Origin of the sequence: Burkholderia sp. SRS-W-2-2016 (assembly GCF_001931485.1) — a bacterium.
Classification (GTDB): Bacteria; Pseudomonadota; Gammaproteobacteria; order Burkholderiales; family Burkholderiaceae; genus Paraburkholderia.
On record NZ_MSDV01000005.1, the window covers coordinates 57,463 to 80,274 of the forward strand.

Consider the following 22,812-nt stretch of genomic DNA (forward strand, 5'->3'; position numbering starts at 1 on the left):
TGATTCCGTGATGGCCGCTATCTTTGAACGCAAAATCATGACGCGCGATGCCCTGGCGAAGCTGCGTCCTTCGCTGCGCGCGCCGGTCGTCTTTACCAATGGCGTGTTCGATATCCTGCATCGCGGGCATGTCACGTATCTGGCCGACGCGAAGGCGTTGGGCGCGTGCCTGATCGTCGGCGTGAATAGCGATGCCTCGGTGCGCATGCTCGGCAAGGGCGACGATCGGCCGATCAATACCGAAGCCGACCGGATGGCGCTGCTGGCGGCGCTCGAAAGCGTCGATTACGTGGTGGGCTTCGGCGAGCAAACGCCGGTCGAACTGATTTCGGCGCTGCGGCCGGACGTGCTGGTCAAGGGCGGCGATTACGACATGGACGTATTGCCCGAATCGGCGCTGGTGCGCGGCTGGGGCGGCAAGGCGCTGGCGATTGCGTTCGAGCACGATCGCTCGACGACCGCGCTGTTGACGAAGGTGCGGACTCAGGGTTGAGTCGCGTGGTTGCCGCGTGAAAGCGCGGCGAACCGTGAGGCCGTGCGATCAGGCCTGTGGGGCGGCTCCGCCCAAACCTGCTACTCCGGCAACTCCGACGTCGAAATCGGCGCCATCGGCGCCGGTCCGCCGACCACCGCCTGATCGCCGGCATCCGCGGCGCTGACCGATTGCACCTTGACGGACTCCGGACGAATCTGCCGGTTCAGATGAACCGGGTCGTGTCCGCCGGCGGTGGGCGTCGGGCCGAAAGCGCCGCGCAGCGCAACGAACGCCAGCACGTTGGCAAGAATCAGAATCGCGATCGGCCAGCGAAGCATCGTGGGTTGTTTCCAGTCCAGAAAAGAGATCGAGCGGGGAGTGCAAGGGCAGAGGCGGCGCGGTCAGCCGCCACGCAAGCGTGCATTATTCAGCTTGAGCCGCCCTCGCGCGCCGCATCCGCGGCGGCAATCAACGCGAGCCCCGACAGCACCAGCGAATCGTGGCGAGTATGCGGCACTTTCAGCGCACTCGCCACAGCGTCGGCCGCGCCGCCGCTGACCACGAGGCGCACCGGCACCTGCCACTCGTCGCACAGATCGCCCCACATCCGTTCGATCAACCCCGCCTGCGCGAGCGTGCAACCGGCCGACAGCGAGCGCGGCGTATCGGTCGCGAAAAACGGTCCGCGCTCGTTCGCTTCAGCGGCGTCGTCCACGCCGAGCAGGCCGCGTGCGCGGGCAGCCGACAGCGTCGGCAGTTGCGCGGTGTGCTCGCCGAGCGAGCGCATCATCAGCGTCCAGCCCGGCGCGATCAAGCCACCGATAAACGCACCGTCCGCGCGCAATGCTTCGAGCGTCGTCGCGGTGCCGAATGTTGCGAGCAGCAGATGTTCGCCGGGAAACGCCGCGTGCGCGCCGATCATGCCGGCCCAGCGATCGCTGCCGAGCGAGTGCGGCGTCGTATAGCAATTGGTCACGCCGCATTGCTGCGCGCTCGCGCGGATCGTCGTGAGCGGCAATTGCGGCCAATGCGCATCGACCAGCGCGGCGATCCGCGCCGCGACCTCGCTGCCGGCGACGTTCGACAGCCACGCGCCGTGCGGCCTCGGCAAGGCGGCCCAACTGAGCGGTGAACCCGGCAGCGAATCACGCAGCGAACTCGGCAGCGAATCAGGCGATAGACCCGACTGCGAACCCAGCGGTGACGCGGGCTGTGAGCCCGGCATTGAATCTTGCGCTGAACCTGACCTTGAACCAGGCTGCGAACCAGGCTGCATGCCGCCCTCGGCAAGCTCCGCCAACTCATCATGCCCAAGCGCACCGCTCGCCAACTGCACCCCATCCGGCTGCACCAGCGCCCATTTAACCCGGCTATTGCCCGCGTCGATCAGCAGATAAGCCGCGTGCTGCGAAGCCCCGTGCCGCGTCATGCGGCACCGTCGGCGAGCCGCAGCGACACATCGCCGGTCGCGATGCTCTGGCGGCCGGCGGCCGTATCGAGCAGCAACTGGCCGCGTTCGTCGACGCCCGCCGCCACGCCGCGCGCGAGTTCCTGGCCTTGTTCGAGCAGCACGACCTCGCGGCCCGCATACGCATGCACCGCATTCCAGCGCGGCTGGAACGGCGCGAAGCCCTCGGCGCCGAAGCGCTGCAACGCCGGTTCGAGCGCGTTCAGCTCGGCCGCCAGCGTGTCGGTCAGATTCGCGTTCGGCAGCACGCGCTGCAACGCGGTCGGCAACGTGCCGCGCGCTTGCGGCGGCGCGTTGGCATTCAGCGCTTCGACCTGCGCCGTGAGCAGGTCCGCGCCCTTCACGTTGGTGCCGATCCCGATCACGACCGCGCTGGCGTCGTCGGTGCTCCACGCGGTTTCGATCAGGATGCCGACGAGCTTGTCGCCTTCGAGCAGCACGTCGTTCGGCCATTTCAGCGCGATCTGGCCGGGACCGGCGACCGGCAGCGAGCGCAGTCCGTCGACCAGCGCGACGCCGACCGCGAGGCTTAGCCCCGCGAGTCCTTCGAGCGGCCGCGGCAGCACGCAGGCCACCGAAAACAGCAGCGCGTTGCCCGGTTCCGCATACCACGGCCGACCGCGCCGGCCGCGTCCGGCGGTCTGCAGATACGCGACCCGCACGATCGGCCGCGGCAGCGCGTTCGCGCGGCGCGGCAGCGCTTTCATGCGGGCCATCAGGTCGGCATTGGTCGAGCCGGTTTCTTCGACGATTTCGATCGGCCAGTCATGCGCCTGCGGGCCGAACAGTTTGACCGCGCGCTCGCGATCGATGCGCCAGTCGGCCGAAGCGGGAGCCGAAGCAGCCGAAGCAGCCGAAGCGGCCGGAGTGGTCGCCGTCGCCGGCGACGAAGGGGGAGTCTTGGAAGCGTTCATGCCACATATTGTAGCGAGCGCGAACCCGCGCGGGCCCGGCTTACAAACGCATGCGGATCGGAGCGGACCGCAAGCCGAGCCTTCGTTACAATGGCCCCTAATCCGATAACCAGATTCACACGATCCTTGAACTACGACACTCCGCCCGGCCTCGAAGTCGCGGCTGGCAGCCAAGGCAAGATCGTCCGTCTCTCGGGCCAGTGGACGGCGCTCGCGCTCGCGCGCGATCGCGCCACCGGCCGGGTGATTCCGCAGCTGCGGTCGTTGACCGGCGCGCAGGGCATCGGCCAGTGGGACCTGTCGCGCATCGACCGGATGGACCACGTCGGCGGTCAGGCGCTGTGGCGCGTGTGGGGCCGGCAGATGCCGCCCGGCACCGAGCTGACCGACACGCAACGCGACATCTTCGAGCGCATCGCGTTGCTCGACACGGTGCGCGAGAGCGCCGAACCGGTCACGCGTTTCGATCCGTTCACGCGCCTCGGCCTTAGCCTCTTCTCGTTCGCCGAACACCTGAAAGGCGGCGTCGGCATGCTCGGGCAGGTCGTGCTCGATCTGCTCGCGATCGTGCGCAACCCGCGCAAAACGCCGTGGACCGAAATCTCCGCGAATGTCTACAACGCCGGCGCCCGCGCGCTGCCGATCACCGCGCTGGTCGCGTTCCTGATCGGCATCGTGCTCAGCTATCTGTCCGCGCAGCAGTTGCGGATCTTTGGCGCGAACCAGTTCATCGTCAATATTCTCGGGCTCGCGGTGATTCGCGAACTCGGTCCGGTGCTGTCGGCGATTCTGGTCGCGGGCCGCTCGGGTTCGGCGATCACCGCGCAGATCGGCGTGATGCGGGTGACCGAGGAACTCGACGCGATGCGCGTGATGGGCATCCCGCACGGGCTGCGGCTGATCCTGCCGCGCGTGATCGCGCTCGGCATCGCGATGCCGCTGCTGGTGATGTGGACCAACGTGATCTCGCTGACCGGCGGCGCGCTCGCCGCCAAGGTGGTGCTCGGCATCGATATGAGCTTCTTTGCGCGGCAGTTGCCGAACGTCGTGCCGATCGCGAATCTGTGGATTGGTCTCGGCAAGGGCGTGGTATTCGGCATGCTGATCGCGATCGCCGGCTGTCATTTCGGCTTCCGTATCAAGGCCAATTCGCAGAGTCTCGGCGAAGGCACGACGACCTCGGTGGTGACCTCGATCACCATCGTGATTCTCGCGGACGCGGTGTTCGCGATTCTCTTCCAGAACGTGGGGCTCGGATGATCGCGCCACTTACCGAAGCCGTGCGCGGCCAGCCGGTGCCGTCGATCGAAGAACCGGTGATCGAGGTGATCGACATCACCAAGCGCTACGGCCGCAACATCGTGCATCAGCACCTGAGCCTCGACGTGCGGCGCGGCGAGATCGTGTCGATCGTCGGCGGTTCGGGCTCGGGCAAGACCACGCTGGTGCGGCAGATTCTCGGCCTCGAACGGCCGTCGGCGGGCACCATCAAACTGTTCGGCGAAGACCTCGCGACGATCTCGCCCGAAACCGCGCTGCTGATGCGCAGCCGCTCCGGCATGCTGTTCCAGCGCGGCGCGCTGTTCTCGTCGCTGTCGGTGTTCGACAACATCGCGCAGCCGGTGCGCGAACTCGGCAAGGTGCCCGAGGATCTGCTGCGCGACATCGTGATGCTGAAGCTCGAGATGGTCGGGCTGCCGTGCAAGCACGCGTCGAAGATGCCGTCGGCGCTGTCGGGCGGGATGATCAAGCGGGTCGGCATCGCCCGCGCGATCGCGCTCGAACCCGAGCTGCTGTTCCTCGACGAACCGACCGCCGGCCTCGATCCGCAGGCCTCCGACGAATTCGTGGAGCTGATCTCCGCGCTGCATCGCGCGCTCGGCCTGACCGTCGTAATGATCACGCACGACCTCGACACGATGGTCGCGCTGTCCACCCGGGTGGCGGTGCTGGCCGACCGCAAGGTGCTGGTCAACGCGCCGGTCGAAGAGGCGGCCGGCGTCGACCATCCGTTCATCCGCGAATATTTCCTCGGCCTGCGCGGGCGCCGCGCGTTGCAGGCGCTGCCGCCGGAGCGCCGCGCGAAACTGCCGCAAAAGGCGCTCGAAGCGGCGTCGTCCGAATTACCGCTATGAGCCAGGCCGCTCAGAACCAGGAAACCTGACAATGGAAAACAAAGCGCATGCATTCTGGGCCGGGCTGTTTACGGTCGTGCTGACGGCGGCGATCGCGCTGGCGGCGTTTCTGTTCAACGTCGACCGCGCGGAGCGGGTGCCGTACGACCTGATCGCGCGCACCAACGTGACCGGGCTCTATGCGGACGCGGCAGTGCGCTTTCGCGGGCTCGACGTCGGCAAGGTGCAGTCGATCAAATTCGATCCGAGTCATCCCGGCCAGATCATGATTCGCATCAACGTCGACACGCACGCGCCGATCACCCGCTCGACATTCGGCAGCCTCGGGCTGCAAGGCGTGACCGGCATCGCGTTTATCCAGCTCGACGACACCGGCCGCGATCCGACGCCGCTGCCGTCGTCGCCGCATCAGGTCGCGCAACTGCCGATGCGCCCGGGTCTGCTCGACCAGTTGCAGCAACGCGGCGACGTGCTGCTGCGCAAGCTCGAAAAGGTCACCGACAGCGTCAACGACATGCTGTCGCCGGAAATGGTCGACCAGCTGCACGACACCGCGGCGAGCATCGAGCAGGCCGCATCCGGCGTCGCGACGCTGACCCGCCAGTTGGCACCGGTGACCAGCAAGCTGCCCGGCACGATCGACCAGCTGAACCACACGCTCGCGTCGACCAACCAGATGATCACGAACCTGAACCGCCCGGACGGCACGTTCCAGACCAATCTGAACAAGGTCGGCACGGCCGCGCAGCAGGCGGGCGACGCGCTCGCCGAGATGAACGGCTCGCTGCAGGACCTGTCCGCGCGGGTCGGCTACGACACGTTGCCGCGCGTGAATTCGCTGAGCGAAGACGTGCGCACCGCGGCCCGCTCGATCGACCGCGCCGCCGATACCTTCAGCAACAACCCGCGCAGCGTGCTGTTCGGCGCGCCGCGACAGGCGCCGGGTCCGGGCGAAGCCGGCTTCGCGTGGCCCGCCGGCCAGGCCGCCCACTAAATCCGCAAGCAAGAAGCCAGAACTGAACTGAGGAAGATCTCCATGTCACGCTCGATTCACCGACTGTTGTCCACGCGCGCCGCGCTCGCGGCGCTGCTCGCGTTCGGCGTACTGGCGGCGGGCTGCGCGGGCTCGTCCGCGGTGGTCTCGGATATCCGCTACGACTTCGGGCCGCCGCCGCAGAGCGCCGCGGCCGCGCCGCTGCCGGCCGTCAAGGTGCTCGAAGTCAACGCGCCGACCGTGCTCGAATCGGACCGGCTGGTGTACCGGCTCAGCTACGCGGACGCGCAGCAGACGGCCGCGTACGCGAACAGCCACTGGACCATGATGCCGTCGCAATTGCTGACCCAGCGGCTGCGCAATGCGCTGAGCGAACGCGGCACCGTGCTGACCGGCGCCGACGGCATTACCGCGCCGGTGCTGCGCGTCGACCTGACCGAGTTCGAGCAGGTGTTCGACAGCCAGGCCGACAGCCACGGCGCAATCGCCGCGCGCGCCACCCTGATGAAGGGCGGCAAGGTGATCGGCCAGCATTCGTTCGTCGCGCGCGCGCCCGCGCGTTCGGCGGACGCCGCCGGCGGCGCGCGGGCGCTCGCCGCGGCCAGCGACGACCTCGTCGCGCAGATCGGCGCGTGGCTCGGCTCGCAGGCGCTGGCCGCCGCGCAATGACGGGCGTGCAGCGCACGCGCCGGAGCGCTGCATGAGCGAACGCCCCTGGCTGCGCCGGCCGTCGGCGCTGTCGCGTCAGGCGCTGCTGCTGTACGCCGCGCTGATCGTCTACGGTTCGTGGTATCCGTTTTCGGGCTGGCGCTCGCTCGGTCTCGCGCCGCTCGCCTATCTGTTCGATCCGCTGCCGCAGTACCTGACGGCGTTCGACGTCGTCACCAACGTGCTCGGCTATATGCCGTTCGGCGCGCTGGTGGTGCTCGCGGTATATCCGCGCTGGCGCGGCACGCTGGCGGTCGCGCTCGCGTTCCTGCTCGGCGGTTTGCTGTCGGGCACGATGGAAGCGGTGCAAACCTATCTGCCGACGCGCGTCGCGTCGAATCTCGATCTCGCGGCCAACACGCTCGGCGCGCTGCTCGGCGCGGCGATGATGTCGCCGGCGACCGGCGCGCTGCTCGATCGCGGTCTGCTCAGGCGTCTGCGGCTCGTGTGGTTCGAGCGCGGCCATGCGGTGCTCGCGTGCCTCGTCGCCGCGTGGCCGTTCGCGACGATGTACCCGGCGCCGCGTCTGTTCGGTCTCGGCAACTGGCCGCGCGCGCTGTGGCTGCGCTTCGATGCGGCCAGCCACGACGCGCTGCTCGCGTGGACGCCGGCGGCGTGGCATGTCGGCGGTTGGCCGGCGGCGGCCGCCGCGTGGCTGCCCGACGACGGCTGGGAAGCGCTGATCACCACGCTGAACCTGTTCGCGGCGCTGGCGCTCGCGTCGCTGCCGATGCGCCGCCATGCGCCGCGGGTGCGTCTGTTGCTGCTGTTCGTGCTGATGGCGCTGGTCGTGAAAGTCGGCGCGACTTTTCTGCAATCGCAATCCGGCCTCGCGTTCAACTGGGCGACGCGCGGCGCGCTGTTCGGCCTTGCGGGCGGCACGCTCGCGGCGCTCCTCGCGCTGCCGTTGCGGCGGCGGCTGCGCGCGGTGCTCGCGGGCGCGGCGCTGGCGGTCGCGCTGGTGTTCGTCAATCTGCTGCCGGTGAATCCGTATTTCGACGTCGTGCTGGCCGACTGGCGGCAGGGACGGTATCTGCACTTCAACGGGCTCGCGCACTGGCTCGCGTGGGTGTGGCCGTACGCGGCGCTGGTGTGGCTCGCGTTCGCGGTCGAGCGCGCGTGGCTGAAGCGGCGCGCGCAGCCCGCCTGAAGTGGGCGTGAGGCGGGCGCGACGCTGTGGTCGCCTCACGCCGCCCCCGGCGGCGCCAAAGCCCGCTCGCTATAATCGTCCGCACGACAGGCGCCGTGGGCATTCCACGCGCTGACGGCGTCCTTGCACTCCCTTTCAGTCTCTCCCCGACATCATGGATTCCTTCTACAAGCACCACGTTTTCTTCTGTCTGAATCAGCGCGAACCCGGCGCCGAGCGGCCGAGCTGCGCGAACTGCAATGCGCAGTCGATGCAGGAATACGCGAAAAAACGCGTGAAGCAACTGGGCCTCGCCGGTCCCGGCCAGGTGCGCATCAACAAGGCCGGCTGTCTCGATCGCTGCGAATTGGGCCCGGTGCTGGTCGTGTATCCGGAAGGCGTCTGGTACACCTATGTCGACGAAAGCGACATCGACGAGATCGTCGACTCGCATCTGGCGAACGGCAAGATCGTCGAGCGTCTGAAGATCGATCAGTAACGCGAATCAAAAACCGCGAATCAAAAACCGCGAATTAACCACGCGAACGACAAGCGATCAGCAGGCACTGTCATGAACGTCAACACGAAGAAATATCTGATCGACGGCCCGGTCGGCAAGATCGAGGTCGCGCTGGACCTGCCCGACGCGGTCCGCGAGAACGGCGCCGCGCCGCGCGGCATCGCGCTCGTCGCGCATCCGCACCCGCTGTTCGGCGGCACGATGGACAACAAGGTCGCGCAGACCCTCGCGCGCACATTGGTGCAACTGAACTACGTGACCTACCGGTCGAATTTCCGCGGCGTCGGCCAGACCGAGGGTGAGCACGACGCCGGCGTCGGCGAGCGCGACGATCTGCGCGCGGTGCTCGACCATATGCGCGCGGACCCGCAGTACGGCGAGTTGCCGCTGGTGCTGGCGGGCTTTTCGTTCGGCACCGTGGTGCTGTCGCATGTCGCCGCGCGGCTGCGTGAAGAAGGGCAGGAGATCGAGCGCATCGTGTTCGTCGGCACTGCCGCGAGCCGCTGGGACGTCGCGCCGGTGCCCGAGAGCACGCTGGTGATTCACGGCGAGGTCGACGAAACCGTGCCGATTCAATCGGTCTACGACTGGGCGCGGCCGCAGGAACTGCCGGTCGTCGTGATCCCCGGCGCCGAACATTTTCTGCATCGCAAGCTGCACGTGCTGAAGCGGATCATCGTCGACGCGTGGCGCTGATTGGCCGCGCCGCGCGCGTTTGGCGGGGGACAGGTACGCGGGAAACGCGTGTAAAACACTGTCCGGTGTGAGAAGCCGACCTGGCGGCGCGCGTATAATGAGCGCTCTTTTTTTGGGCGCAGCGCCGCCCATCCGGCAGTTTCGCGCGCGGCGGAGTCGTTTCGCGGGCAGCGCAGCCGGCTGTGGCGCGCTGCGCTCGCGAACCGATCGTGTCGCCGGAAGTCCAACGGGCGCCGCGCCGTTTTACGGCCAGACACCCGCCGACCGGCTCCTCCCAACACTGCGCGCTGTCGCGCGACGTATTTTTCTGTACGAATCGATCCCTATGCGTTTCTCCTCCTCTGGCCGTACGTCCTTCCCGTCAGTCGCTTCCTTCGTTCCCGCCTCGCTTACCCGCGCCATCACCGTCGGTCTCGTGCTGCCCGCCACGCTGGTCGCGTCCAGCGCGTTCGCGCAAGTGCCGCCGCCGGGCGTGAACGCCCGTTCGTGGGTGCTGGTCGACGCCACCAGCAACCAGGTGCTCGCCTCGGCCAATGCCGACGAACGCGTCGAACCGGCTTCGCTGACCAAGCTGATGACCGCGTATCTGGTGTTCGAGGCGCTCGACACGAAGAAGATCACGATGGATCAGTCCATCGAGCCGAGTCTCGCCGTGCGCCGCGTGCGCACCGACGAATCGCGCATGTTCATCGAGGCGCTCAAGCCGGTGACCGTGCACGACCTCGTGTACGGGATGATCGTGCAGTCGGGTAACGACGCGGCGATCGCGCTGGCCGAGCTGGTCGGCGGCAGCGAAGCGCAGTTCGTCAACATGATGAACGCCGAAGCGCAGAAGCTCGGCATGAAGAACACCCACTTCGCCGACGTGAACGGCATGCCCGACCCGCAGCACTACACGACCGCGGGCGACCTCGCGATCCTGTCGGCGCGCCTGATCCGCGACTATCCGGACTACTACAACATCTTCTCGGTCAAGGAATTCACGTACAACAAGATCAAGCAGCCGAACCGCAACCGTCTGCTGTGGATCGACCCGACCGTCGACGGCCTGAAGACCGGCCACACGCAAGCGGCCGGCTACTGCCTGATCGCGAGCGCGAAGCGGCCGCTGCCGGGCACGACCGACGCGTCGCGCCGTCTGGTGTCGGTGATGATGGGCGAGCCGAAAGAGCACGACCGCGTGCAGGACAGCCTGAAGATGCTGAACTACGGCTACACCGCGTACGACACCACGCGTCTGTACAAGGCCAACCAGGTGGTGGCCACGCCGCGCGTCTACAAGGGCTCGCAGGACAGCGTGCAGGTCGGCGTGAAGAGCGACCAGTACATCACGCTGCCGAAGGGCGCGGGCGACAAGGCCAAGCCGCAGATCGAACTGAACGATCCGCTGGTCGCGCCGCTCGCGAACGGCCAGCAGGTCGGCACCGCGAAGCTCGTCGCCGACGGCAAGGTGCTCGCGCAGTTCCCGGTGGTCGCGCTGCAGCCGGTGCCGCAGGCTGGCGTGGTCGGCCGCGTGTGGGATTCGCTGATGCTGATGTTCAACAAGAAAAAGTAAGGGCTGCCTCGTAATGACCGCTGTCTCCGAAGTTGCGCTGGAACCGATCGTTTATCTGAACGGCGAAGTGGTGCCGTTGTCCGAGGCGCGCGTGCCGGTGCTCGATCGCGGCTTTATCTTCGGCGACGGCATTTACGAGGTCGCGCCGCTGTATGCGCACGCGAGCGGCCGCCGCACCGCGTTTCGTCTGACCCAGCATCTGGCGCGTCTCGCGCGTTCGGTCGGCAAGATCGGCATCGCCAATCCGTTTGATGACGCCGGCTGGCGCGAGCTGATCGCGCGGGTGGTCGAGGCGAACGAAAGCGACGGCGGTCTGCGCGCCGATCAGGACGCGATCGCGTATATCCAGGTCACGCGCGGCGTTGCGAAGCGCGGCCACGCGTTTCCGGCCAACGCGAAGCCGACCGTGTTCGTGATGGTCACCGCGTTGAACCTGCCCGACGCCGCGCAGCGCGCGCAGGGCGTGCGTTGCGTGAGCGCCGAGGATCGTCGCTGGCTCAATTGCGATATCAAGTCGGTGTCGTTGCTCGGCAACGTGCTGATGGCGCAGTACGCGGCCGAAAACGACGCGTTCGAAACGATCCAGTTCCGCGATGGCTGGTTGACCGAAGGGTCGTCGTCGAATGTGTGGATCGTCAAGGACGGCGTGGTCGCCGCGCCGCCGCGCAGCAACAGGATCCTCGAAGGGATCCGTTACGGTCTGATCGAAGAGCTGACCGCGCAGTGCGGGATCCGTTTCGAAGCGCGTGAAATCACCGAGGCCGAAGTGCGCGCGGCCGATGAAATCATCGTCAGCTCGGCGACCAAGGAAGTGCTGCCGGTCACCCGGCTCGACGCCGCGCCGGTCGGCGCCGGCAAGCCGGGCGCGGTGTTTGCGGCACTGTATGAAGCCTATCAGCGCGCCAAGGCCGCCGAGGCAGAAGAAGGAGTAGAGAATGAATCCCGAGAACGACTCACTGTTTGAATTCCCCTGCGATTTCCCGATCAAGATCATGGGCAAATCGCATCCCGAGTTTGCCGCGACGATCGTCGAAGTGGTGCGCCAGTTCGATAGCGAAGTAGACGCATCGCGCGTCGAAACGCGGCCGTCGAGCAGCGGCACTTACACCGGGCTGACCATTCACGTCACGGCCACCAGCCGCGCGCATCTGGACGACATCTATCGCGCGCTGACCGGTCATCCGATGGTCAAGGTCGTGCTGTAACGCCAACGCGCGGCGCGACTTTTCGCCTGCTTCACCTCACGGCGCGACGCGCAATGCGTCCGCCGTCTCTCCTTCCGCCGCGGCGCGCGAGCACGCTTCCGGCCCCGCGGTGCAGGCCAGTTCGAACAGCTGGCGGAATCGTCCCACCTCGGCGAACAGCCAGTCGCGAAACGCCTTGACCCGCGCGGTTTCGAGCATTTGCGGCGGGCAGACGAAATAGTATTGCCACGGGCTCGGCCCATCCACGTCGAACAGACGCACCAGCCGGCCGGCCGCGATTTCGCGCATCGCCAGCGAGCGGCGCGTGAGCACGATCCCCTGGCCGTCGATGGCCGCCTGCAGCAGATTCGACGAATCCTCGTACAGCACGCCACGGCTCGGTTCCGGCCAGTCGGCGAGACCGGCCGCGTCGAACCACGGCCGCCACAGCTCGTCGCCGGAGCGCAGCAGCGGGACTTTGGCGAGATCGGCCGGGGTTTGCGGCAGCTTGCCGCCGTTGAAGTCCGGCGCGCACGCCGGAAAGAAAATCTCCTCCAGCAGCAGCTCCGAATGCAGGCCCGGATATTTGCCGAAGCCGAACCGGATTGCCGCGTCGACATCGTCGCGCGCGAAGTCGGTCAGCGCATTGGTGGACAGCATCTCCAGGTCCCATTGCGGATGCGCTTCGATAAAGCTGCCGATGCGCGGCGTGACCCAGCGCGCCGCGAACGACGTCAGCATCGACACGACGAGGCGCCGCTCGCGGTCGCCGGCGCGGATCGCGCGGGTCGCGTCGACCAGCTCCATCAGCGCGCCGCGCACCTGGGTCGCGTAGCGCCGGCCGGTTTCGGTCAGGCGCACGCGCTTGCCGTCGCGGGCGAACAGCGACACCCCGAGTTCGGCTTCGAGCGCGCGGATCTGGTGGCTGACCGCGCCGTGGGTGACGAATAGCTCGTCGGCGGCGCGCGAGAAACTTTCGTGGCGGGCGGCGGCTTCGAATGCCTTCAGCGCGTTCAAGGCGGGGAGTTGACGTAGGTCCATCGCAATATTTCTCACATAGAGGTGAAAATTGATCGTTTTGCCCAAGCCCTTGCTGCACCTACGATTCTAGCCATCAGACGATTTTTGGCGAGGGCATCATGCGAGAAATTTCCTCTAGCATTGCTTATGAAGTCGGTACCGGCGAGACGCTGCCGCTGAAGGTCGCGCGCAGCACCAAACTGACCGTGCGCGGCGGTACGGTGTGGCTCACGCGCAGCGACGACATCAACGACTACTGGTTACAACCGGGTAATACCGTGCATCTGCGGCGCGGCGAGCGGCTGTGGCTGAGCGCCGAGGGCGAGCAATACGCGAGGGTTACGTTCTCGGTGCCGACCCGCTACGACGAGCGCGCGCTGAACTGGCTCGCGCGGATCGGCGAGCGCTGGATGCTGCGCGTGCGGGGCGGCTGGCGCACGGTCTGAGAGGCGGCGCGGCGCCGGCGGACCCCGGCGCGGATGCCCGGATTTCGGTAAACTCCGGGCATCATGTGCGCCACCCCGCTTTCCCCGTCTCCGTCCCCATCTCCCGCCGTCGAGCCGCCCACGCTGCGCTGGCTCGGCCGCGAGCCCTACGAAACCAGTTTCGACGCGATGCGCGCATTCACCGAAGCGCGCACTGCGGACACACCCGACGAAATCTGGCTGGTCGAACATCCACCGGTTTTCACGCTCGGCCAGGCCGGCGATCCGGCCCATCTGCTGGCCGCCGACAGTTCGATTCCGCTCGTCAAGGTCGACCGCGGCGGGCAGATCACGTACCACGGACCGGGCCAGGTGGTCGCCTATCTGCTGCTCGACCTGCGCCGCCGCAAGCTGATGGTGCGCGAGCTGGTCACGCGGATCGAGCAGGCCGTGATCGACACCCTGGCGGCGTATAATCTCGCCGGAGAACGCAAGGCGGGCGCCCCCGGCATCTACGTGGCGCCCGGGCCCGACGCCGGGCCGCATGCCGGCGCCAAGATCGCGGCGCTCGGTCTGAAAATCCGCAACGGCTGCAGCTATCACGGCGTGAGTCTGAACGTGAACATGGACTTGCGGCCGTTCCTCGCGATCAACCCATGCGGCTACGCGGGGCTCGAAACGGTCGATATGGCGACGCTCGGCGTCGCCGCCGGCTGGGACGACGTGGCCCGGACCTTTGCAGCACGCCTCACCGCAAACCTCGACGGCAATCCCGCGGCCGTCGCCCAACCGCAGGCCGGTGCGCTCACCGCCTGACTGGATCGAACGAATGACTGACGTAACCGCGACTCCCGCAGCAGCTACCCCCGCCCCCGAAGGCGTGCCGGCCCCCGCCGCCTACGACGCCACCGCGAAGCAGAAAGCGCAAGCCAAGACCGCGCGCATCCCGATCAAGGTCGTGCCGATCGAAAAGCTGAAGAAGCCGGACTGGATCCGCGTGAAGGCGGCCACCGGCAATTCGCGCTTCTACGAAATCAAGCAGATCCTGCGCGAACACAATCTTCATACGGTTTGCGAAGAGGCGAGCTGCCCGAACATCGGCGAATGCTTCGGCAAGGGCACCGCGACCTTCATGATCATGGGCGACAAGTGCACGCGCCGCTGCCCGTTCTGCGACGTCGGCCACGGCCGCCCCGATCCGCTCGACGCCGACGAACCGGCCAACCTCGCGCGCACCATCGCCGCGCTGAAGCTGAAGTACGTGGTGATCACCAGCGTCGACCGTGACGATCTGCGCGACGGCGGCGCTGCGCACTTCGTCGAATGTATTCGTCAGACGCGCGAGCTGTCGCCGTCCACCCGCATCGAAATCCTGACGCCGGACTTCCGCGGCCGTCTCGATCGCGCGCTCGGCATCCTGAACGCCGCGCCGCCCGACGTGATGAACCACAACCTCGAAACGGTGCCGCGTCTGTACAAGGAAGCGCGTCCGGGTTCGGATTACGCGCACTCGCTGAAGCTCCTGAAGGACTTCAAGGCGCTGCATCCGCACGTCGCGACCAAGTCGGGCCTGATGGTCGGTCTCGGCGAGACCGAGGAGGAAATCCTCCAGGTGATGCGCGATCTGCGCGAGCACGACGTCGACATGCTGACTATCGGCCAGTATCTGCAGCCGTCGGAGCACCATCTGCCGGTGCGCGCGTACGTGCACCCGGACACCTTCAAGATGTACGAGGAAGAGGCGTACAAGATGGGCTTCACGCACGCGGCCGTCGGCGCGATGGTGCGTTCGAGCTATCACGCCGACCTGCAGGCGCATGGCGCCGGGGTGGTTTGAGGTAACGCCCGGTATTTGCAGTAGCAGCAAAAGCCCGCTTCGTTAGCGGGCTTTTTCTTTGGCCGCTGTTCGACAAAGGAACGACAGGTGACAACAGAGATCGCTCGCGGACCGTCCGCACCCTGGCCTTATCCGCGGCTCGTCGCGCATCGTTGCGGCGGCACGCTCGCGCCGGAAAACACGCTGGCCGGTTTCGACGCGTGCGTGCGCTACGGCTACCGGATGGTCGAATTCGACGCGAAGCTGTCGGCCGATAACGCGCTGTTCCTGCTGCACGACGACACGCTCGAGCGCACCACCAACGGCCACGGTCCGGCCGCCGACCACACGTGGCAGCAACTCGCCGCGCTCGACGCCGGCGCATGGCGCGGCGCGCAGTTCGCCGGCACGCGGCTGCCGACGCTCGCCGAAGCCGCGCAGCGCTGCGCGCGCGACGGCATCGCCGCGAACATCGAGATCAAGCCGTGTCCGGGCCGCGAAACGATCACCGGCACGCTGGTCGCGAGCGGTGCGCTGACGTTGTGGGCAGGGCAAACGCCGCCGCTGCTGTCGTCGTTTTCATTCGACGCGCTGGCCGCCGCGCGCGACGCCGCGCCGTCGCTGCCGCGGGGGATGCTGTTCGAGGAAGTGCCGGCGGACTGGCTGAGCATCGTGCGCGAACTCGACTGCGTGTCGCTGCACGCGAGCCATCGCTATCTGAGCGAGCAGCTGGTCGCGCAGATCCGCGCGGCCGGACTGCGGGTGCTCGCCTATACGGTCAACGATCCGGCGCGCGCGCAAACGCTCACGCAATGGGGCGTCGACATGATCTGCACGGACCGGATCGATCTGCTGGTCTGAAGCGGTTGACCTGAAACCGCAGCCCCTTGGGAAACCCTTGCGGGTTTCCCCGTAAATTCGCGCGCGAAGAATTCCGGATTCCCCGACAGCCGTCGTCCGGATTTCCGGAATCCCGGACGGCGCTCGTCCTGCGGCGCCAGAAAACCCCTAAGAATCAAGGCCCTCGGCCGAGTGCCAAGCTGGCATCGACCTTGCAATTCAGAAGCCCGTGGCCGCCACGGCCCGACAATTAAAGCAAGGAGACAACGATGTCCGATTTCCCTTCCCGGTATTTCTGAATTCGTCGTCTTGGTCGCCCCGATGCAGTGCGCCCGCGCGACGTTCCGTTCGCGCGCCGCGCATCGCGGTGGGTCAATGAGCTCATCCCCCTAGCAGGAACCATCGTGAAGAAACCTTTCTATAAAGTGCTGTACGTCCAGGTGATCGTGGCGATCATCATCGGCATCGTACTTGGGCATTTCTCCCCGAACTTCGCCATCGACATGAAGCCCCTCGGCGACGGCTTCATCAAGCTGATCAAGATGGTGATCGGGCCGATCATTTTCTGCACGGTGGTCACCGGTATCGCCGGGATGGAGGACATGAAGAAGGTCGGGCGCGTCGGCGGCAAGGCGCTGCTGTACTTCGAAATCGTCTCGACCTTCGCGCTGGTGCTCGGCCTGTTCGCGACCCACCTGCTGCGTCCGGGCGCCGGCTTCAACGTCGATCCGGCCTCGCTCGACAGCCGCGCGGTCGCGTCGTACGCGGCCAAGGCGCACGGCCAGAGCACGGTCGACTTCTTCATGCACATCATTCCGGACACGATCTCGTCGGCGTTCGCGCAGGGCGAAATCCTGCAGATCCTGCTGATCGCGCTGCTGTTCGGCTCGGTGCTCGCGACCGCCGGTGAGAAGGGCAAGGTCGTGACGAACTTCATCGAAGGGATTTCGCACGTGCTGTTCGGGATGGTGCGGATCATCACGAAGCTCGCGCCGATCGGCGCGTTCGGCGCGATGGCCTTCACGATCGGCAAGTACGGGGTCGGCTCGCTGCTGCCGATGCTCAAGCTGATCGGCACGTTCTATCTGACCTCGATCGTGTTCGTGGTGGTTGTGCTCGGCGCGATCGCGAAGGTGGTGGGCTTCAACATCCTGCGCTTCATCGCGTACATCAAGGAAGAGATGCTGATCGTGCTCGGCACGAGCTCGTCCGAAGCCGCGCTGCCGCAGCTGATGCAGAAGCTCGAAAAGCTCGGCTGCTCGCGCTCGGTGGTGGGTCTGGTGGTGCCGACCGGTTACTCGTTCAACCTCGACGGCACCAACATCTACATGACGATGGCCGTGCTGTTCATCGCCCAGGCGACCAACACCGACCTCACGTGGGGCCAGCAGCTGACGCTGCTCGCGGTGACGATGCTGACCTCGAAGGGCGCGAGCGGCGTGACCGGCGCGGGCTTCATCACGCTGGCCGCGACGCTGGCGGTGGTGCCGACGATTCCGCTGTCGGGCATGGTGCTGATCCTCGGTATCGACCGCTTCATGAGCGAGTGCCGCGCGCTGACCAACATCGTCGGCAACGGCGTTGCGACGGTGGTCGTGTCGGCCTGGGAGAAGGAGCTCGATCGCAGCAAGCTGAAAGCGGTGCTGAGCGGCGACGCGACGGTCAAAGAGCCGGCCGGCGTGTAAGCGCGGCCTTTAGCTGAGTTCTGTCGTCATGTGTGCGGACGCCTGCGTATGAAACCGGCGTCCGCACGCGCTTCTGAAGAAGCGGCTCCGTCGGCGGAGACGGACGACGCGCGCGGCGCAAACCGCCGCCAACCCGGAACCGACGCGCCTCGCCCTGCCGGGGACGATGCGCTGCCGCCTTATGCCACAATGTCCGATCCCCATCGATTGGACTTTGCCAACGTGACGCGCCGTCTGCTGATCCTGTTCGCGCTCGCAGCCGGGCTCGCGGCGGCATGCTGGCTCACCTACAGCGTCGCGTGGCGCAGCGGCATCGACACCTTGCGGCGCAACGCCGCCGTGCGTGCCGAACGCACCGCGAGCGCGCTCAAAAGCACGCTCGAGCGCTACGAATCCCTCCCTTATCTGCTCGGCGAGCATCCGATCGTGCAGGACGTGCTGGTCGATCCCAGTCCAGCCAACGTCGAACGCGCGAATCTCCATCTCGAAGACCTGAACCGCCATGCGCGCGCGACCGTCAGCTACGTGATCGCGGCCGACGGTTACTGCGTCGCCGCCAGCAACTGGCGCGGACCGGGCAGCTTCGTCGGCGCCGGCTATCAGTTCCGGCCGTATTTCCTCGATGCGATGAGCGGCGGCGTCGGCCGCTTTTTCGGCATCGGCACGATTTCGCAGGCGCCCGGCTACTACATCTCGCAACCGATCCGGCGCGACGGCAAGATCATCGGCGTCGCGGTCGTCAAGCTCGATCTCGAATGGTTCCAGACCGCCGACGCGTCCGAGCCGCTGGTCGTCACCGACGATCACGGCGTGATCTTTCTAACCTCGGTGCCGGCGTGGAAGTACCACACGATCCGGCCGCTGACCGGCCAGATCGCCGATTCGATCTACCAGGCGCGCCAGTATGCGCAGCAGCCGATCGAGCCGCTGCCGGTGACGATCGAACGGATGCTCGAAGGCAACGCGCAGATTCTGCGCATCGGCGGCGGCCGGTCCGCGCCGCGCTACCTCGCGTCGCGGCGCGGGATGGGCGAGCCGGACTGGCATCTGATCACGATGTCGCCGGTCGATCCGGTCGATGCCGACGCGCGCAAGGCGACGATTGTGACCGGCTTCGGCTATGTGTCGCTGGTGCTGCTCGCGTTCTACTGGCGGATGCGCCGCGCGCGCGTGCGCGAGGTGATGCGCAGCCGCGCGCTGCTGCAGAAGGCGTACGCGGAACTGAACCAGCGCGTCGCGGAGCGCACCGCGGATCTGTCCGAGGCGAACGAGCAGCTGCACAAGGAAGTCGCCGAGCGCACCCGCGCCGAACAGGAACTGCGCGCCGCGCACGACGAGCTGATCCAGGCGAGCAAGCTCGCCGCGCTCGGCCAGATGGCGGCCGGCATCACGCATGAATTGAATCAGCCGCTCGCGGCGCTGCGCAGCTTCTCCGACAACACCCGCGTGCTGCTCGAACGCGGCGATCAGGCGTCGGCGCGCGAGAATCTCGAAGCGATCGCGGCGCTCACCGAGCGGATGGGCAAGATCACCAATCAGTTGAAGCTGTTCGTCGGCCGGGCCCGCCCGCGTAGCGCGCGCGCGCCGATCGTGCGGGCGCTGCGCAACGTCGTCGGGTTGTTGCAGAAGCGGTTGCAGGGCGTCGAGCTCGAATTCGTGCTGGTGGATGCCGCCGACGACAACTTCGCGAACAGCATCCGCACGCCTTTGAGCCTCGCCGACGATCACCCCGAACTCGTCGCGCATTGCGACGATCTGCGGCTCGAACAGGTGCTGATCAATCTGCTCGGCAACGCGCTCGACGCGACCGCCGGCATGAGCCCGCCGCGCATCACCGTCGAGGTCGAGGCCGCCGCCGCGAATCTCGCGATCGCGGTCGCCGACAACGGCCCCGGCATCCCCGACGACGTGCTGCCGCGTCTGTTCGAGCCGTTCTTCACGACCAAGGAGATGGGCCAGGGGCTCGGCCTGGGTCTGGCGATTTCGTCGTCGATCGCGCGCGATTGCGGCGGCTCGCTGGTCGCGCGCAACGCGCCGCGGGGCGGTGCATTATTCGTGTTGACGCTGCGCCGCGCGCGCGTGCAGACGAACCCCTCGCCGGACTCGCTGACCGCGGGCTCCTGAACCGATCCGACCCGACCCGGAACAAGCAATGACCGATGGCCTGCAGGTGCTGTATATCGAAGACGACGAACTGGTGCGGCGCGCGAGCGTGCAGAGCCTGCAACTGGCGGGCTTCGACGTGATCGGCCATGCATCGGTCGAGGCCGCCGCGAAGCTGATCAGCGCGGATTTTTCCGGCGTGATCGTCAGCGACATCCGGCTGCCCGGCGCGAGCGGTCTCGATCTGCTCGCGCAGTGCCACGAACGCGCGCCCGACGTGCCGGTGATTCTGGTGACGGGCCACGGCGACATCTCGATGGCGGTGCAGGCGATGCGCGACGGCGCGTATGACTTCATCGAAAAGCCGTTCGCATCCGAGCGGCTGATCGAAACGGTGCGGCGCGCGCTGGAGCGCCGCAAGCTGCTGCTCGAAAACCTCGCGCTGCGCCGCGAGCTGGCTGAACAGAACGCGCTGGCGCCGCGCATCATCGGTCGCAGTCCGGCGATCGAGCAGGTGCGGCGGCTGATCGCGAACGTCGCGCCGACCGATGCGTCGGTGCTGATCAACGGCGACACCGGCGCCGGCAAGGAGCTGATCGCGCGCAGTCTGCACGAGCTGTCGCCGCGGCGCGACAAGCCGTTTATCGCGGTGAACTGCGGCGCGCTGCCTGAGCCGATGTTCGAGTCCGAGATGTTCGGCTACGAGCCGGGCGCGTTCACTGGCGCGGCGAAACGGCGGATCGGCAAGCTCGAACACGCATCGGGCGGCACGCTGTTTCTCGATGAGATCGAAAGCATGCCGCTCGCGTTGCAGGTCAAGCTGCTGCGCGTGCTGCAGGACGGCGTGCTGGAGCGGCTCGGCTCGAATCAGCCGATTCGCGTCAATTGCCGGGTGGTCGCGGCGGCCAAGGGCGATATGGCCGAGCACGTCGCGGACGGCTCGTTCCGGCGCGACCTGCTGTACCGCCTCAACGTGGTGACGATCGCGTTGCCGCCGCTCGGCGAGCGCCGCGAAGACATCGTGCCGCTGTTCGAACACTTCCTGCTCGATGCGGCGGTGCGCTACCAGCGGCCGGCGCCGATCCTCACCGATCGCCAGCGCGCGAGCCTGATGCAGCGCGACTGGCCGGGCAACGTGCGGGAGCTGCGCAATGCGGCCGACCGCTTCGTGCTCGGCATCGCCGACGAACCGGCGCTGTCGTTCGATACCGACGACACCGCAGCGCCGCAGCCATTGAAAGAGCGGGTCGAACAGTTCGAGCGGGCGATGATCGCCGAGGCGCTGGAGCAGGCGGGCGGCGCGGTGGCGGTCGCGGCGGACCGGCTGCAGCTCGGCAAGGCGACGCTGTACGAGAAGATCAAGCGCTATGGCCTGGCGGCCAAAGGGGAAGGGGAGCGGTGAGGGGTGTTGGCGCCGGCGGTGGGAAATCGTGCCGGCGCTGCGAGCGGGATTAGCTTAAGCGGGCGGGGCGCTGAAGCCCCGCTGGTCCTGACTCAGGTCGAAGTCGCTTTCAGCGCCTTCGCGAGCAACTGGTCGAGTTCCGCGAATTGCGGCTCGCCCACATAGCGCTTCAGGATCTTGCCGTCCTTGTCGACGACGAAGGTGGTCGGCGTGAGTTGCACGTTGCCGAACTGCTTGGCGGCCGAGCCGTCGTCCATCGCGACCTTGAACGGCAGCTGACGCGTTTCCGTGTAGTTGGTCACGTACATCGGCGCGTCGTAGTTCATCGCGACCGCGACGAATTCGAGGCCCTGGCCCTTGTAGCGGTTATAGGTCTCGACCATCTGCGGCATTTCCTTCATGCAGGTATCGCAGCTGGTCGCCCAGAAGTTGACCAGATAGACCTTGCCTTTCAGGTCGGCAGTCGTGAGTTTCTGGCCCGACAGCAGCGTGAAGGTCGCATCGGGCACGCGCTGCTGCCCGGCGAACGCGAAGTAACCGGCGACGGCGATCGCAACCGCGACGACGGCCGCGATCAGGTAGCGAAGCGGGCTCGTGCGCGTGCCGGCGGTGGACGGATTGGAACTCATGGACGGAACCTCGGGAGTCGCGCGCAGCGCGGAACGATGGGTCGGGCGGGCCTTGGGCCGGTGCTGAAGAGCTTGGCTATTGTAGCTCCATTACTGGTGCTTGCGCCGGAAGGGGCGGGGCGGCGGGAGCCGGCCAGGCGGCGGATCAGCGGATAATGGCGCTTTCCGCTTTGTCAGCCCGATCTCCCGCTCCCATGTTCCGAACTGCTCGCTGCATCCGCCGTTTCCTTGCCCGCACTTCGTTCCGTTGCTTCCCGTTCGATCGCTCGCCGACCCGTCGCGTTGGCGCTCCCGTTGTTCGTTCAGCCGTCTCGGCAAACGCGTTCGCTCCCGTGGGTCAGCTGCGCGCCGCGCTCCGCACCGCCGCCGCAGCGCTGCTGCTGGGCGCCGCGCTGTCAGCCTGTACGCCGACCTTCGACTGGCGCACCGTCATGAACAACGACGATGGTTATACGGTCGACTTCCCGGCCAAGCCGGGCCACGACCAGCGCGCGGTGCAGATCGACGGCACGCCGATGCAGATGGCGATGCAGACCGCCGAAGCCGGCCACGCGGTGTTCGCGGTCGGCACCGTGATGCTGCCCGACGCCAACCCGGCGACCCAGCGCGCGGCGCTCGAATTCCTGCGCGCGGGCCTCGCGCGCAACGTCGGCGCGGCGCCCGACGCGCACGAGGTGCAGATCCCGCTCGCCGCCGGCGGCAAGATGCCGGGCCTCGAAATGAAGGTCAGCGGCGCGGCCGGCGCGCAGCACGAGCAGCGCATCGTCTACGCGCGGCTGGTCGCGCACGGACGGCATGTCTATCAGGCGGCGATCATCGCCGCCCAACCGCTGCCGCAGGATCAGGTCGACCAGTTTTTTTCGTCGTTCCAGCTGTATTGACCTAGGTATTTCTGGCCGATCGCGGGTGCGTCAGAGTGCCGCGCGTAGTGAAAGTTCCTTCCTGGGTTTACGCGCTAATTCCCGGTTTACGTTGAAGTTTTCCACTTCGTCGCGATTCCTGTGGATAACTTTGTTGAGAACTTCGCTTGATTTGCCTCAAAGGCCCGTCTGGCGGGCCTTCCATCAACGATGCGCGGCTGCGGTGCGTTCAAAAAATATCAATAAAATCAATG

Annotated in this window: 24 protein-coding genes; 19 read left to right on the forward strand and 5 right to left on the reverse strand. The window is 66.9% G+C overall.

The features are described from left to right. Positions 1–10: 10 nt before the first annotated feature. Positions 11–493: a D-glycero-beta-D-manno-heptose 1-phosphate adenylyltransferase gene (gene rfaE2, locus BTH42_RS01600; RefSeq protein WP_075295066.1), complete on the forward strand. Its 483-nt coding sequence runs from the start codon at positions 11–13 to the stop codon at positions 491–493. Between the two features lie 80 nt (positions 494–573). Here the strand turns inward: rfaE2 and BTH42_RS01605 are convergent, their stop codons facing one another. From BTH42_RS01605 to BTH42_RS01615, 3 genes are all read right to left on the reverse strand, one after another. Continuing rightward, positions 574–813 (reverse strand): hypothetical protein, encoded by a 240-nt coding sequence (locus tag BTH42_RS01605; protein WP_075295068.1) that lies wholly within the window; start codon positions 811–813, stop codon positions 574–576. A gap of 89 nt (positions 814–902) precedes the next feature. Beyond that, a complete protein-coding gene (locus BTH42_RS01610) occupies positions 903–1,904 on the reverse strand; it encodes a type III pantothenate kinase (RefSeq protein ID WP_075295070.1) in 1,002 nt (333 codons plus the stop codon). After that, positions 1,901–2,857, reverse strand: a complete 957-nt coding sequence (locus BTH42_RS01615) for a biotin--[acetyl-CoA-carboxylase] ligase (protein ID WP_075295072.1) — start codon at positions 2,855–2,857, stop codon at positions 1,901–1,903. Before BTH42_RS01615 ends, BTH42_RS01610 begins: the two co-directional genes overlap by 4 nt. 126 nt (positions 2,858–2,983) lie before the next feature. On the opposite strand from BTH42_RS01615, the gene BTH42_RS01620 reads away from it, so the two are divergent. From BTH42_RS01620 to BTH42_RS01665, 10 genes are all read left to right on the forward strand, one after another. After that, a complete protein-coding gene (locus tag BTH42_RS01620) occupies positions 2,984–4,117 on the forward strand; it encodes an ABC transporter permease (RefSeq protein ID WP_075295074.1) in 1,134 nt (377 codons plus the stop codon). Further along, a complete protein-coding gene (locus tag BTH42_RS01625) occupies positions 4,114–4,992 on the forward strand; it encodes an ABC transporter ATP-binding protein (RefSeq protein WP_075295085.1) in 879 nt (292 codons plus the stop codon). Before BTH42_RS01620 ends, BTH42_RS01625 begins: the two co-directional genes overlap by 4 nt. A 31-nt stretch (positions 4,993–5,023) precedes the next feature. Then, positions 5,024–5,986: an MlaD family protein gene (locus BTH42_RS01630; RefSeq protein ID WP_075295087.1), complete on the forward strand. Its 963-nt coding sequence runs from the start codon at positions 5,024–5,026 to the stop codon at positions 5,984–5,986. A gap of 42 nt (positions 5,987–6,028) precedes the next feature. After that, a complete protein-coding gene (locus BTH42_RS01635) occupies positions 6,029–6,655 on the forward strand; it encodes an ABC-type transport auxiliary lipoprotein family protein (protein ID WP_075295089.1) in 627 nt (208 codons plus the stop codon). Positions 6,656–6,686: 31 nt separating this feature from the next. Next, positions 6,687–7,844 carry a VanZ family protein gene (locus BTH42_RS01640; protein WP_075295091.1) on the forward strand — a complete coding sequence of 386 codons (1,158 nt, stop codon included), beginning with the start codon at positions 6,687–6,689 and terminating at the stop codon, positions 7,842–7,844. Between the two features lie 154 nt (positions 7,845–7,998). After that, positions 7,999–8,322, forward strand: a complete 324-nt coding sequence (locus tag BTH42_RS01645; protein ID WP_075295093.1) for a ferredoxin — start codon at positions 7,999–8,001, stop codon at positions 8,320–8,322. A 72-nt stretch (positions 8,323–8,394) separates the two neighbouring features. Then, on the forward strand, positions 8,395–9,039 hold the full coding sequence (locus tag BTH42_RS01650; RefSeq protein WP_075295095.1) for an alpha/beta hydrolase: 645 nt from the start codon (positions 8,395–8,397) through the stop codon (positions 9,037–9,039). Between the two features lie 325 nt (positions 9,040–9,364). After that, positions 9,365–10,594, forward strand: a complete 1,230-nt coding sequence (locus BTH42_RS01655) for a D-alanyl-D-alanine carboxypeptidase family protein (protein ID WP_075295097.1) — start codon at positions 9,365–9,367, stop codon at positions 10,592–10,594. Positions 10,595–10,607: 13 nt separating this feature from the next. Next, positions 10,608–11,558, forward strand: a complete 951-nt coding sequence (locus tag BTH42_RS01660; RefSeq protein WP_075295099.1) for a D-amino acid aminotransferase — start codon at positions 10,608–10,610, stop codon at positions 11,556–11,558. Further along, complete coding sequence (locus tag BTH42_RS01665; RefSeq protein WP_075295101.1) at positions 11,530–11,799, forward strand: DUF493 family protein; 270 nt, start codon at positions 11,530–11,532, stop codon at positions 11,797–11,799. The genes BTH42_RS01660 and BTH42_RS01665 overlap by 29 nt, the downstream gene beginning before the upstream one ends. Positions 11,800–11,835: 36 nt before the next feature. Here the strand turns inward: BTH42_RS01665 and BTH42_RS01670 are convergent, their stop codons facing one another. Beyond that, on the reverse strand, positions 11,836–12,819 hold the full coding sequence (locus BTH42_RS01670) for a transcriptional regulator GcvA (RefSeq protein WP_075295103.1): 984 nt from the start codon (positions 12,817–12,819) through the stop codon (positions 11,836–11,838). 98 nt (positions 12,820–12,917) lie between these two features. Here BTH42_RS01670 and BTH42_RS01675 point away from each other — a divergent pair, with 98 nt between their 5' ends. The 7 genes from BTH42_RS01675 (at position 12,918) to BTH42_RS01705 (ending at position 21,069) form a co-directional block, all read left to right on the forward strand. Then, positions 12,918–13,244 (forward strand): DUF2917 domain-containing protein, encoded by a 327-nt coding sequence (locus BTH42_RS01675; protein ID WP_075295105.1) that lies wholly within the window; start codon positions 12,918–12,920, stop codon positions 13,242–13,244. A gap of 63 nt (positions 13,245–13,307) precedes the next feature. Then, entirely contained in the window at positions 13,308–14,039 is a 732-nt protein-coding gene (gene lipB / locus BTH42_RS01680; RefSeq protein WP_075295115.1) for a lipoyl(octanoyl) transferase LipB, read from the forward strand. Positions 14,040–14,052: 13 nt separating this feature from the next. Then, positions 14,053–15,060, forward strand: a complete 1,008-nt coding sequence (gene lipA, locus BTH42_RS01685; RefSeq protein WP_075295118.1) for a lipoyl synthase — start codon at positions 14,053–14,055, stop codon at positions 15,058–15,060. Between the two features lie 87 nt (positions 15,061–15,147). Then, positions 15,148–15,900, forward strand: a complete 753-nt coding sequence (gene ugpQ, locus BTH42_RS01690) for a glycerophosphodiester phosphodiesterase (protein WP_075295120.1) — start codon at positions 15,148–15,150, stop codon at positions 15,898–15,900. Positions 15,901–16,283: 383 nt separating this feature from the next. Next, the gene (locus tag BTH42_RS01695; RefSeq protein WP_075295122.1) at positions 16,284–17,564 is read left to right on the forward strand and encodes a dicarboxylate/amino acid:cation symporter; all 1,281 of its coding nucleotides are present in this window, start codon (positions 16,284–16,286) and stop codon (positions 17,562–17,564) included. Positions 17,565–17,612: 48 nt separating this feature from the next. After that, the gene (locus BTH42_RS01700; RefSeq protein ID WP_075295124.1) at positions 17,613–19,688 is read left to right on the forward strand and encodes an ATP-binding protein; all 2,076 of its coding nucleotides are present in this window, start codon (positions 17,613–17,615) and stop codon (positions 19,686–19,688) included. Positions 19,689–19,716: 28 nt separating this feature from the next. Further along, positions 19,717–21,069: a sigma-54 dependent transcriptional regulator gene (locus BTH42_RS01705; protein ID WP_075295135.1), complete on the forward strand. Its 1,353-nt coding sequence runs from the start codon at positions 19,717–19,719 to the stop codon at positions 21,067–21,069. A gap of 92 nt (positions 21,070–21,161) precedes the next feature. Here the strand turns inward: BTH42_RS01705 and BTH42_RS01710 are convergent, their stop codons facing one another. Further along, complete coding sequence (locus tag BTH42_RS01710) at positions 21,162–21,698, reverse strand: TlpA disulfide reductase family protein (RefSeq protein ID WP_075295137.1); 537 nt, start codon at positions 21,696–21,698, stop codon at positions 21,162–21,164. A gap of 332 nt (positions 21,699–22,030) precedes the next feature. Between BTH42_RS01710 and BTH42_RS01715 the strand changes: the two genes are divergently transcribed. Beyond that, positions 22,031–22,579 (forward strand): hypothetical protein, encoded by a 549-nt coding sequence (locus tag BTH42_RS01715; RefSeq protein WP_305954762.1) that lies wholly within the window; start codon positions 22,031–22,033, stop codon positions 22,577–22,579. Positions 22,580–22,812: the final 233 nt, after the last annotated feature.